Source organism: Oceanisphaera pacifica (assembly GCF_017498065.1).
GTDB classification, from domain to species: Bacteria; Pseudomonadota; Gammaproteobacteria; order Enterobacterales; family Aeromonadaceae; genus Oceanimonas; species Oceanimonas pacifica.
Window position 1 is genome coordinate 83,268 of record NZ_JAGDFX010000010.1, and the last position, 12,572, is coordinate 95,839.

The following is a 12,572-nucleotide window of genomic DNA, read 5'->3' on the forward strand; positions in this document are numbered from 1 at the left end:
TTCCTAAGGCAAAAAGAGCAACCATAAGCCCGCATAACATAAGCCCAAGGCCAGACAACTATATATTAAGACGCGAAAACGCAGCGCATCATCTAAACCTACCTTTATAAATATCACTCGGATCAATAACGTAAGCAAAATACCGGCAAACATAAAAATCAGCCACGCCGGAAAAAATGAACCGGCCACCACAAAAGAAGGAGCGCGAGCACATCCACTTAACAGTAAGGTCAATAAAGGAACAAAATAAATAAAAGCCATGGCTTAGCTACCCGCTATAATAAAAATATGCCTTAAGCAGGCACCTAAATAATGCTGTTAATGCTAACTACATCACTAATAAGCTAACACCTATAATAAATAACCATAAATTAATTACCCAGCCCTGCCACTATCAGGTAATTTATCCCCTAAGGTGAGTCTATGCTAATGAGGCGCCCATGAGCCAGCCGAGTTAGCTGACGAATGCCAGTAGCTACCCAGCTCCATTATAAATAAGGAAATTCTAATAATGAAAGTTACTTTCAAGAATTTAAAGAAAGCCAGTTATTTGGCCTTTGCCGGTAGCTTATTGCTCAGCACTAGCATAGCCGAGGCCTGCACCCGCATTGTTTACTTAGGCGAAGGCAACAACGTGATTACGGCGCGCTCCATGGACTGGAAGGTAGACGTAGAAAGCGACATGTGGATTTTTCCCAGAGGCATGAAACGCTCCGGTCAAGCGGGAGAAAACTCCCTAGAATGGACCTCAAAATACGGCAGTGTGATCACTTCTGGTTTTAATATTGCGACAACAGACGGCATGAATGAAAAGGGCTTATCGGCCAACGTGTTATGGCTCGTAGAATCCGAATATCCTACATTTGATAAAAACAGTAAACCGGGCTTAAGCCTAGCCGCTTGGACTCAATATGTGCTGGATAGCTTTCCGGATGTGGCCAGTGCGGTGGCCGCCATCGAAAAAGAACCTTACACCATAGTCACAGCCGACGTGCCCGGCGAGAGCCGCTTGGCCAGTTTGCATCTGTCTTTGTCGGATACGTCAGGTGACAGCGCCATTATTGAATACATAGACGGCAAGCAAGTGATCCATCACGACCGTAAGTATCAAGTAATGACCAACTCCCCCACCTTCGATCAGCAATTAGCGCTAAACAGCTATTGGCAGCAAATTGGCGGCACCACTATGCTGCCCGGCACCAACCGCGCCGCCGACCGTTTTGTACGGGCCTCTTTTTACGTTAACGCCATCCCCCAACAGGCTCCCGCCGAAGAAGCACTGGCCAGCATGTTGAGCGTGATCCGCAACACTTCGGTGCCGCTGGGCATTAGCACTCCCGACCAACCGAATATCTCCTCCACCCGTTGGCGTACCTTGGCTGATCATAAAAATCAGCTGTATGTGTTTGACTCAGTGACGAGCCCGAGTGTGTTTTGGGTGGACTTAAAGAAAATCGACTTTAGTGAAGAAACCGGCAAGGTTAAAACCTTAGATCTGCAAACAAATCGCAATAAAGTAGGCATTAACGATGTGTATGCGGGAGATGTCACTGCAGACTTCAAAGAAAGTAAACCTTTTACCTTTCTTGGTCTTTAACACATAACGTATAAGTTTTTAAACGGGTAAGCAGGCTTACCCGTTTAGTTGCCTCAATGTCGGCCACCGCTTACTTCACCTCGATAAAAATTACACCGACTGTCCAGCACTCCAACCGGCGCTCCAGGCCCATTGAAAGTTATAGCCGCCTAGCCAACCGGTCACATCCACTACTTCGCCAATAAAGTATAAGTTAGGGACTTTTTTGGCCATCATGGTCTTAGATGATAACTCATTGGTGTCTACCCCACCCAAGGTGACCTCGGCGGTACGATAGCCTTCGGTGCCGCCTGGCTTAAGTGGCCAAGCACTCAGTAGCTTTTCTATGGCAGCAATCTCTTTAGGCACATATTGTTTTAGCGGTTTATTGCTGATCTTGGTTTGAGTCCACTCGTCTCGCGTAAACAGAGCCTCAACCAGTCGCTTAGGTAACTGATGCCCTAACCAAGTTTTTAGCTCTTGATTAGGGTGTTCGCTTATTCCTTGGGTTAAGCGCCCTTCGGGCAACAGCTCAAATAATACTTGCTCGCCAGCTTGCCAATAAGAAGAAATTTGTAACACAGCGGGGCCAGACACGCCTCTGTGAGTAAATAATAAACTTTCGGCAAATCGTGTCCCGCCTTCACTTTCTGCCACCACCGGCAAAGACACTCCCGCCAATGATTCAAGTGTGGCTTTGTCGACTGGCTGTAACGTAAAGGGTACTAGCCCCGCTCGGGTGGGCAACACCTTTAGGCCAAACTGCTCTGCCACTTGATAACCAAAAGCAGAGGCACCAATTTTTGGCATAGACAAGCCACCGCTGGCCACCACTAACGACTGACAACTGTACTGCTCATTATTGGTGATAACTGCAAAGCCTTCATCTTGCTGTTCTACCGACTCAATATGACTGCGCAGCCGAATGGTAACTCCGGCGTCTTCACACTCTTTTACCAGCATATCGACGATGTTTTGCGCAGAATCATCACAAAATAGCTGCCCCAAGGTTTTCTCGTGATAAGCAATGCCATGCTTTTCTACCAAAGCAATAAAGTCCCACTGGGTATAACGCGCCAATGCCGACTTAACAAAATGGGGGTTTGCACATAAGAATGCGCTGGGTTCAATAAAATAGTTAGTAAAATTACAGCGGCCACCACCCGACATAATAATTTTTCGGCCAATGCGCTTGCCATGATCAAGCAATAAGACCCGACGGCCTCGCTTACCGGCTTCGGCTGCACACATCAAACCGGCGGCGCCACCTCCTACTATTATTACATCCCAGCTTTTCATATTTTATCCACAGCACTATGAGCAAACAGGTATTCTACCGCCCACACACCTCAACACCAAGCCAGATACCGAGATGGCATGGTGCTGAGCATGGCCACAGAGGTATACTTGGCCCATGAGTATTTTTACCACCTATTTTCAGCAGCTAAGCCGCCTGCTACAACAAGCAAGGGGCGACTGGCAGCCGCTGCCCTTTAGTTGCACAGCACTGCCATGGCCAGAGCTAACAACCCCATTAAACGCCCTAGATGAAGACGCATTAGATGCACTGGATGCAAATTCAGAAGCCGCTCTCGCGTGGTTAAGCCAATGGCGGCCAGAGTTACCCGACGCCCACAATATAGTATTGCCCGAGCGCTCGCGCGCACCTCACTATGCCAACCCTCGTTGGAGCAGTGGTATTGGGGGGCGAAAATGGGCGCAAATTAACGATTTTGCCGCCAACCTCCACACCCGACACCCGATTTTAGAATGGTGCGCGGGCAAAGGGCATTTAGGTCGATTACTGGCCCAGCAAGGCGCACTCGCCGTCACCAGCCTAGAGTGGAATGCCGATTTATGTGCCCAAGGCGAACAATTAGCCAACCGACTACAACTGCCCCATAAATTTGTGTGTGCCAATGCGCTAGACGAAGCTGCAGCTAAGCTATTTCGCCCGCAACAAGCGGCCGTGGCGCTACATGCCTGCGGCGAGTTGCACTTGGCGTTTTTACGACATGGCGCCGCCGCTCACACCCAGCAACTTGCCTTATCGCCTTGTTGTTATCACCTAATTGCCGGTCAGCACTATCAACCCTTATCCGCCCTTGGCCAGCAGCTAGACTTACAACTCGACCGCCACAGCTTGCGCTTACCCTTGCAACAGCAAGCCACAGGAGGAGAAAGAGTACGTCGCTTGCGCCATATTGAACTAACTTGGCGCCTCGCCTTTGATGAGCTACAACAATGGCTCACTGGCCAAGCAAATTACTTGCCCTTACCCAGCTTTCCTAAACGTCTTTTAAGTGGCGACTTTAGTGACTTTGCTCGCTGGGCCTGTGAGAAAAAATCACTCACTCCCCCTGCTGTTATCGACAGTCAATATTGGCTAGCGCGAGCACAAGCTCGACGCTTATTGGTTAAGCGCATTGAGCTGGTACGTCATCGTTATCAGTATCCATTAGAGTTATGGTTACTATTAGATAAAGCCGTGTTTCTTGAAGAGCAAGGCTATCAGGTACAGCTTGGTTACTTTACCGATGCACAACACACACCACGGCGCTATCTGCTACAGGCTGAGCGGCAATAGCAAAAGAAGGCTGGAAGTTAAAAGGCTCCGTTTTTATTAGATAACAGAATGAGTCTACCGTGCCTAGATTCAACTAATAACAGCATTATTATTTAGTTATACTGCACAGCTCATCACAATTAAAAACGGACAGGAGCGCCCGTGAAAACCAAAATACGCATGTTACCGCCCAGTGCCTTCGACCTCGTTATGATGGTGTTATCCATTATTTCGGTGGTGATTATCGTATTGCATCAGTTTGGCCCCTTCAGCAATTCAGAAAAAGAGCTGTTACTTAAGCTCGATACCGGTATTTGCTTAGTGCTACTTAGTCATTTTTTTTATGGCTTATTTAGTGCAAAAAATAAAAAAGCGTTTTTAACTACCCATTGGATTGATTTTATTGCTTCTATACCTGCCATAGACATATTACGTTATGGGCGAATTTTTCAGGTACTGCGGGTGCTGCGTATGCTGCGGGTGGCCAACCAAGTTATTCGCCACCTCTTAAAGCACAGCGAAAGCACTATGCTAGCTTCTATGCTATTAATACTGTTGGTAGTGCTTGGCGGCAGTGCCATTGCGATTTTAATGACAGAAGCAGGCAATGAAGGCTCCAATATCGAAACCGCAGAAGATGCAATTTGGTGGGCGCTGGTCACCATATCTACAGTAGGCTATGGAGATTACTACCCTATTACCACAGCAGGACGTGTTATTTCAGCCATTGTGATTTTAACCGGTGTGTCTATTTTTGCCGGTATTTCGGGGTTGGTGGCCTCAAGCTTATTAACACCTAAAGCCGAAGAGGCTGAAAAACAGCAAAAAGCAAACGACCATCAATATCGTCAAGAGGTCACGACACAGCTAAATAGTTTGCATCAAGAAATCGCCTCATTAAAAGAAGACATAGGCTCACTAAAAACGCTGCTGCAGCAGAAAGCTGGAAGCGATAAGCCGGGAGCTTAAAGAGGAAATACAGCGCCGAGAGCGAGACAGCGAGACAAATACACCGTCTTTTGTTGAGCCTGATACCATTCGCTGGGCGCTTAGCGCTGTTTATAGACTATTGGACTAAGCGATAACCCTTGTCTCATCACCATTTTTTGGCCTATGCTGCTAGGGTTATAAAAATCCCGTTCGGCTCACGGTTTATCTAGTAATGGATTGATAGACTTAAAAAAAGGAGAAATGTCATGGCAGAACCCTATCAGTATAAACATATACTGGCCGCCGTCGATATGTCTGAAAGCAATCGTAAAGTGATTGCTAAAGCTGTTGACCGCGCCCGTGCTAATAACGCTAAACTGTCTATTATTCACGTAGATGTGGATCTTAAAGACCTTTATACCGAAATGATCGACATCGACATCGATAATATTCAAGACCAAGTGGTTGCGGATGCTAAGCAGCGACTTGAAGAATATATTGGTGCAGTTGACTACCCCATTGAGAAAAAGTTGGTGATTTGTGGTGATCTTACTCTTAAAGTCAACGAAGCCGTTGAACAACATGGGGTTGATCTACTGATTTGTGGCCACGAACAAAGCTTTTGGAGCCTACTCACCTCTTCTGCTCGTCAGTTGATGAATACGGTGCCTTGCGATTTATTGGTGGTTCCTCTACCCAAAAAATAGCGAAGCAGCATCGGCAAATCTCATTTAGGGCGATTGGTGTAGCCGATCGCCCACTTCTGTTAATAACTGACGAAGCCAAGTTAATGCAGGATCAAACTCAGTTAATGGATGCTGCGCCAAAATATAGGTACTGCGCAACGACTCACTTAAACTGTGTTGTTGTAAGGGATAGTAGTGACAGAAGTCCCGCGCAATAAGTTCAGGCACCATGGCTAAGTAACGCCCCGTTGCCAGCAATTTAGGCAAAGCTTCAAAGCTGGGTACCCAAACTGCAATATGGCGCTCTAACCCCTTCTCTTTTAGCCACTGTTCAACCAGCGTTTGATTATGCCCCCAGGTTGAGGTGGATACATGACTCCAACTCACTAGCTGCTCTGCAGATAAACAGCCGGGTAAGCCGCTCCCCTCAGCCGATAAGCACACCATGGGATTATCAAACCAAGGATCTACGCGCAACCGCGACGACAGATGATCGCCATCAGCAAAGGCCACCACTAAATCCAGTTCTCCACGGGATAAACTATCTTCATAGTCTGAGTTAGCCAATTCAGACACAGCTAACCGACAAGCAGGCGCCCGCTGGTGCAATAGCTCCACCAATAGCGGCACAACGCCATGCTCAATAGAGGAAGGCACAGCAAGACGAAAAGTACGCGCCGACACGCTAGGGTCAAAGCTTGCAGACTGGCGCACGCCTTGTTCAAGCAACGCTAGCGCTTGGCGCACTGGGGCAGCTAATGCCAGTGCACGTTGGGTGGGCCGCATTTCTTTACGCGTCATCACAAACAAAGGGTCGTCTAACGCTTGGCGTAAGCGGGCTAGCGCATGACTAACAGTAGACTGAGACAAATTTAGTTGTTCTGCAGCGCGTGTGACATTACGACTGCGCATCAGCACATCAAATACGCGTAATAAGTTAAGGTCGAGCCGCTGGTAAAGGTTATTCATCGATATTGACCATGGTTTTATGTTGATAATTCATTTTTTACATGCGTCATCAGACCATAAAATGCCTCCCATAAACAAGTTAATCGTCGGCGTGATGCAGTAATGCATCTGGTTGTCGGGTGAATAAGCTTCTGGGCATGGTGGCATCATGGGGGGTACTACCTGTCTATTATGGTTGTTAATGAATTATTCGAGGTAATTTATTGCAGCTGTAATACCAACAGAATGTTTGCAAACTCGCGGCGCTAGTTGTCACGCTGACAACCTTTTTAAGGCAATGCCTTAAGTTCTGCGTGTGGTGTTAACCACCATGTTTAGGGACGTCATACTTTTATGACACACCTTAGTGATTCCCAGGCCGGTGCTTTGCACCGGCTTTTTTTATGCCCGCTTTTTGCAAAAACGCTGCAAAAAAACGCTGTAAGCTTAACGCCATACGCCTACCGCGAAACACTAAGAATTTTTTGCCACGGAATCCACGAAACCCACAGAAAAATTAATATAAGATATTCATGGGTAATCTCTCACCCTCTGATAGTTCTGTGGGTAGCGCTTACTTTTTAGCTGATCGCTGAAAGCTGACCGCTTACGGCTGCATTTTTGCTATTATCATCGCCATCTTTATCAAATTTGACCTGTTTTTATGCCTTATCTCGTTGCCGTTACCCTGTTGTGGGCTTTTTCTTTTAGCTTAATTGGCGTCTACCTTGCCGGCGCTGTTGATAGCTATTTCTCGGTATTTAGCCGCATTTTAATGGCAACTTTGCTGTTTTTCCCCTTTATGCGCTGGCGCCAGCCCCCTCGCTTAGCGGCCGGGTTAATGGCCTGCGGTGCACTGCAGCTGGGGCTTATGTACCTGTTCTACTACCAATCATTTTTGCTGCTAACCGTGCCAGAAGTACTGATTTTCACCGTGCTAACACCCGTGTATGTCACCTTAATTTACGACCTATTACACAAGCGCTTTAACCCAGGTTATCTGCTCACCGCCGCCTTAGCCGTATTGGGTGCACTGGTGATCCGCTTTAATGGCTTAACGCAAGATTACTGGCTAGGTTTTGCCGTAGTACAAGGTGCTAATCTCTGCTTTGCCTTAGGGCAAGTCGGCTACAAAGTATTGATAGAGCGCTATCAACCCAGCACGTCACAGCATCATCTATTTGGCTATTTCTACTTAGGTGCGCTCGCCATAGTGTTACCCGCGTGGTGGATATTAGGCACACAAAACTACCCAACTACCAGCTTACAGTGGGGTATTTTATTATGGTTAGGCATAGGCGCCTCGGGCTTGGGTTATTTTTTATGGAATAAAGGCGCGACCTTAGTTAACGCAGGAGCCTTAGCCATTATGAACAATGCCCTTGTGCCCGCAGGTCTACTGGTCAATTTATTCATATGGAGCCGAGACGCCGACTTGCCGCGTTTAGCCCTAGGCGGCACTATCTTGCTCGCTTCGTTATTGATAAATGAAAAGTGGATAAATAAAAAGCGACTAAATAAAAACACTTAAGCTGGCAGTTACACCAAAGGCGCCGCTATAAAACCAAGCTCACAGTTCCCTCGTTCGGTGAGCATAAATGATGGCAATCGAGAGTGGCATCTTTACACTCAATACAAAAAACGAGGAGACACGCCATGTTTACTGCCCTGCTACTAGAAGAATCAAATAACACCACTCAGGCAAGCGTACAGCGCCTTTACCAAGACTCTCTCACCTCTGGCGAGGTCTTGGTTAAAGTGGATTACTCTAGCCTTAATTATAAAGACGCCATGGCCATAACGGGCACCGGCAAAATTGTTCGCCAATGGCCCATGGTGCCCGGTATCGACTTTGCAGGTACGGTACTAACCTCTGAACACTCCAAGCACAAAGCGGGTGATCAAGTGATATTAACCGGCTGGGGAGTCGGTGAAAAATACTGGGGAGGCATGGCAGAAAAAGCCGCAGCCAAAGGCGACTGGTTAACTCCTATGCCCTGCGCCATGAACACCAAGCGCGCCATGGCCATTGGCACCGCCGGCCTTACCGCTATGTTGTCATTAATGGCGCTAGAGCGCAGCGGTGTTACGCCAGCACAAGGCCCTATTTTGGTAACCGGCGCCACAGGCGGAGTAGGGTCGGTGGCGGTGCGTCTATTAGCCAATGCCGGCTTTGAAGTACATGCGCTTACCGGTCGCTTACAACATAGTGATTGGCTACGCGCTTTAGGCGCAACAGAGGTAATCCCTCGTAGCGAGTTTGATAAAGAACCCGCAGCACTAGCGTCGCAAAAATGGGCTGGCGCCATCGATGCCGTGGGAGGCCACACTCTGGCCTGGGTGTTAAGCCAAATTAAAATGAACGGCGCTGTAGCGGCCTGTGGCTTGGCGGGCGGCATGGCATTGAATACCACAGTAATGCCCTTTATTTTGCGTGGGGTACAGTTGCTAGGCATAGATTCTGTGTATGCTTCCCCCGCCACCCGTGTAGCGGCATGGCAGCGTTTGCAAAACAGTTTACCGCTCGACTTTGAAGATCAAACCGAGGTTTACACCCTAGCACAAACCATTACCGCCGCTCACGATCTACTGGCCGGTAAGCTTAAAGGCCGCGTACTGATTAAACCCTAACTATTTAAATCAGCGTGGAGTCTGCCGTTGTTAACTAACGATTATTTTGCTGTGACGACACTTTTAAATTGTTATAAGATAACAAAAAATTATTGCGGACTTCACCATGACCTCTACTGTTACCACCCACCTTGTAATGGGCTTTTTAGGCACTGGAAAAACTACACTGCTGCGCCATTTATTAGCCAATAAGCCAGAGCATGAACGCTGGGCTATTTTGGTCAATGAGTTTGGTGAAGTCGGGATAGATGGCGCCCTGTTAACGGAACAAGGCGCCATGATTAAAGAAGTGCCCGGTGGCTGTTTATGTTGCGTCTCGGGCTTGCCGTTTCAAATTGGCCTAAATGCCTTGCTACATAAAGCCAAGCCCGATCGGTTATTTATTGAGCCCAGTGGTTTAGGTCACCCTAGCCAAATTTTACAAACCTTAACTGCCGAGCACTATCAAGATTCATTGCAACTAGGCGCAACTTTTTGTGTGGTCGATCCGCGCCAATGGGCCGATAGCCGTTATCAAGAGCACGAAACTTATCAAGACCAACTGGCACTCGCCGATGTGTTAGTAATTAATAAGGCTGATTTAAGCACGCCTGAGCAAATCATCAGCTTAGAGAGTGCCATTAATCATGGTTTATTTGCCGGGCAAGCACCGCAACAATGCGTCACCATCAGCCAAGGTCAGTTAGACCCTAAGTGGCTGCATGCAGTCCATTACAGCAAACGTAAAGCCGCCACACCTGCGGCACATGCAAATAATACAGCTCGACCATTAATTGCCAGCCCAGAGCCGCGACTAAGCCAAGCGCAGCCGTGGCGACGCTATAGCAATTTGGGCCAAGATCATTATTCGGTGGGGTGGCGCTTTTTAGCAGAGCTGCGTTTTAATATTAAAGCCGTGGAAATGTTTTGCCGCTCACTTAAAGTCGCACGACTCAAAGCGGTATTGCCCAGTGATGATGGCTGGTGGGCATTTAATCAGGTGGGCGACCAGCTTTCGGTTTATCGTCTTGCGCCACAAAAAGAAGGTCGTTTCGAGTTAATCGACCTTGAGCCGCTACCCGCACAGCAATTACAAACCGCATTGTTAGCCACCCTAGATAAAAGTCATGGCCACGAAGAACGGTAAGCCGTTAACCTGATTCTGTCAGGGTCATCGCTATCTAGCCTGTGCTGATCATAAAACTGTCACTTAACTGTCTTACTCTGCTCAATATAAGAAGTGATTAGGGTTAAGAGAATGAAAGTGTCTTTGTTTTCATGGTTATCTTCGCTATTGCTAATGAAAGTGTCTTTGTTTTCATGGTTATCTTCGCTATTGCTAATGGTATTAGCGGTTACGTTTGCCGCCAGCCTTTATGTAGCAGATCAACGCCTGCGCCAAGGCGAGCAGGCGCGAGCAGATATAGAGCAACTGCGCAGAGCCGTTAACTTGGACTTATATCGCACTATTACCGCGTATTTAACCAGTGGCGATAGCAGCTTACTCACCAGCGCCAAACAACAGCTTGCCACAATTAGCACAGTGTTAGACGCAACCCCTAATGCCCAATCAGCACAACAGGCCATCGCCCAGCTAGAGCAGCAATTGCGCCTCGACTTTAGGGCCGCCGGTAAACTTTCCAATAATAGCCAGCAATTACTGCAACACGCTGAGCAAGAGCTGGCCGACAGCTTAAATGCCCTAACGCAATACGCAGATCAAACAGATGCCCAATATCAAGCGCAATTAAGCACCCAATATCAAGATATAGCGACCGCCATGCTGGGTGCCCTTCCCAAATTGATTCATTTACGCCAAAGCTATATGAGTAACCAAAGCGAGCCTCAGAAAAAGGCGCTGTACTTTCAACTGAATAGCCTTAATCAGCAGGCGAAAAAGCTGCAAGACTTACCACTACTAGGTTTGTATCAAACCCCAGAAGTAGACGAATTTGCTCTACGCAAACCCAAGCCAGTCGAAATAGGTGAAGGTCCCAAACGAGAAGTAAGCAGCTTACTGCGTCGTTACCCTAAGGAGTTAACGAATACGCACAATAATTTGGCACGACTCAATCAAGCAGCCAGCACACTCAATACAAGTCTCGTCACCATAGAGCAAGAGCTCGATCAACTCGTGGCGCAACAAGAAGCGACTCGCTCTAGCCAGTATCAGCAGCTAACACTCTTGTTACTGGGATTATGCTTTACTCTATTGCTATTTTCCCTACTCAGTTATGGCTTTCAACGCCAATTAGTCGTTAAGCGCTTACACCAGTTAAGTCATGCTTTTGCCCGTTTACTACAAAACGGCCAGCTTACTCCCATTCCAGTAAGTCACCCTAATAGCGAGCTTGGCCAAATAGCCACCAGCTTCAATGGGCTTATCCAACAGTTACAGCATCAACAACACACGCGAGCCGAGCAGCTTAGGCATGTCTCAATGGCACTCGAGCAAATGGTAGAAGAAGTGTTAGATATTCAGCACCAGACTCAAACCACAGATCACACCATGAGCGGCAGTATGCGTATGGTGGATGAGCTAAATAGCTTAGCTCAGCAAATGCGCCAAGCTACAGACGACATCGCGCTTACTGCCCGCGATAACTTACAAGCCATGGGGGTAAGCAAAGAACAAGTAGAGCAACTGGTGCACACCGCCCAACAAAGCCAACAAGCCGCCCATACCGGCCAGCAAGCACTCAATAGCTTAACCACTTCAGTGGATGATGCCGCCACTATTATTGGCGTGATACAGCAAATAGCTGAACAAACAAACTTGTTGGCTCTGAATGCCGCCATTGAAGCAGCACGAGCAGGCGAGCAAGGGCGAGGATTTGCGGTGGTGGCTGATCAGGTTCGTACGCTATCCGGTAGCACTCAGGGTTCACTTAGCGAAATCAGCAATATAATGGAGCGATTACGTCTATCTAGTGACGAGCTTGGCCATACCATTAGCAATATGATGTCTGCCGCTACCGCTCAACATGAACAAGCTCACACCTTAATGACAGTCACCGAGCAAGTGCGTACCACCTCAGAGGCAACCACCTCAATGGCGACACAGGGTGCGGGGCACGCAGACAGTCAAGCCGCTGAACTGAACCAGTTTATGAATCTAATGGACGAGCTTAAAACACAATCAACTCAGGTTTCTGAGCGAGCAGGCCAGGTGGTTGACCGGATACGTGGTCAAGCCAGCACCATCACCGAGATGTTAACCTAGCCGCTTCGAGGAACGACACATATTATGCCTTAC

At 47.8% G+C, this 12,572-nt stretch carries 11 protein-coding genes; 8 read left to right on the forward strand and 3 right to left on the reverse strand.

The window, feature by feature from the left end:
• Nucleotides 1–3: 3 nt before the first annotated feature.
• The gene (locus J3U76_RS09785; protein ID WP_208005791.1) at nt 4–261 is read right to left on the reverse strand and encodes a YtcA family lipoprotein; all 258 of its coding nucleotides are present in this window, start codon (nt 259–261) and stop codon (nt 4–6) included.
• Nucleotides 262–511: 250 nt separating this feature from the next.
• Here J3U76_RS09785 and J3U76_RS09790 point away from each other — a divergent pair, with 250 nt between their 5' ends.
• Nucleotides 512–1,597: a linear amide C-N hydrolase gene (locus tag J3U76_RS09790; protein ID WP_208005792.1), complete on the forward strand. Its 1,086-nt coding sequence runs from the start codon at nt 512–514 to the stop codon at nt 1,595–1,597.
• A 90-nt stretch (nt 1,598–1,687) separates the two neighbouring features.
• Here J3U76_RS09790 and J3U76_RS09795 read toward each other — a convergent pair whose 3' ends face one another.
• A complete protein-coding gene (locus J3U76_RS09795; protein WP_208005793.1) occupies nt 1,688–2,875 on the reverse strand; it encodes a BaiN/RdsA family NAD(P)/FAD-dependent oxidoreductase in 1,188 nt (395 codons plus the stop codon).
• A gap of 115 nt (nt 2,876–2,990) precedes the next feature.
• On the opposite strand from J3U76_RS09795, the gene J3U76_RS09800 reads away from it, so the two are divergent.
• The 3 genes from J3U76_RS09800 to J3U76_RS09810 all read left to right on the forward strand — a co-directional run bounded on the left by J3U76_RS09800 (nt 2,991) and on the right by J3U76_RS09810 (nt 5,779).
• Nucleotides 2,991–4,163 carry a methyltransferase gene (locus J3U76_RS09800; protein ID WP_208005794.1) on the forward strand — a complete coding sequence of 391 codons (1,173 nt, stop codon included), beginning with the start codon at nt 2,991–2,993 and terminating at the stop codon, nt 4,161–4,163.
• A gap of 141 nt (nt 4,164–4,304) precedes the next feature.
• Entirely contained in the window at nt 4,305–5,111 is an 807-nt protein-coding gene (locus J3U76_RS09805) for an ion transporter (protein WP_208005795.1), read from the forward strand.
• Between the two features lie 227 nt (nt 5,112–5,338).
• Nucleotides 5,339–5,779 (forward strand): universal stress protein, encoded by a 441-nt coding sequence (locus J3U76_RS09810; protein ID WP_208005796.1) that lies wholly within the window; start codon nt 5,339–5,341, stop codon nt 5,777–5,779.
• Between the two features lie 24 nt (nt 5,780–5,803).
• Here the strand turns inward: J3U76_RS09810 and J3U76_RS09815 are convergent, their stop codons facing one another.
• Nucleotides 5,804–6,727: a LysR family transcriptional regulator gene (locus tag J3U76_RS09815; protein ID WP_208005797.1), complete on the reverse strand. Its 924-nt coding sequence runs from the start codon at nt 6,725–6,727 to the stop codon at nt 5,804–5,806.
• 643 nt (nt 6,728–7,370) lie between these two features.
• Between J3U76_RS09815 and J3U76_RS09820 the strand changes: the two genes are divergently transcribed.
• The 4 genes from J3U76_RS09820 (at nt 7,371) to J3U76_RS09835 (ending at nt 12,539) form a co-directional block, all read left to right on the forward strand.
• Nucleotides 7,371–8,237: a carboxylate/amino acid/amine transporter gene (locus J3U76_RS09820; RefSeq protein WP_208005798.1), complete on the forward strand. Its 867-nt coding sequence runs from the start codon at nt 7,371–7,373 to the stop codon at nt 8,235–8,237.
• A gap of 125 nt (nt 8,238–8,362) precedes the next feature.
• A complete protein-coding gene (locus tag J3U76_RS09825) occupies nt 8,363–9,337 on the forward strand; it encodes an MDR family oxidoreductase (protein WP_208005799.1) in 975 nt (324 codons plus the stop codon).
• Between the two features lie 106 nt (nt 9,338–9,443).
• A complete protein-coding gene (locus J3U76_RS09830) occupies nt 9,444–10,463 on the forward strand; it encodes a CobW family GTP-binding protein (RefSeq protein WP_208005800.1) in 1,020 nt (339 codons plus the stop codon).
• Between the two features lie 111 nt (nt 10,464–10,574).
• Nucleotides 10,575–12,539 (forward strand): methyl-accepting chemotaxis protein, encoded by a 1,965-nt coding sequence (locus J3U76_RS09835; protein WP_243454187.1) that lies wholly within the window; start codon nt 10,575–10,577, stop codon nt 12,537–12,539.
• Nucleotides 12,540–12,572 lie beyond the last annotated feature (33 nt).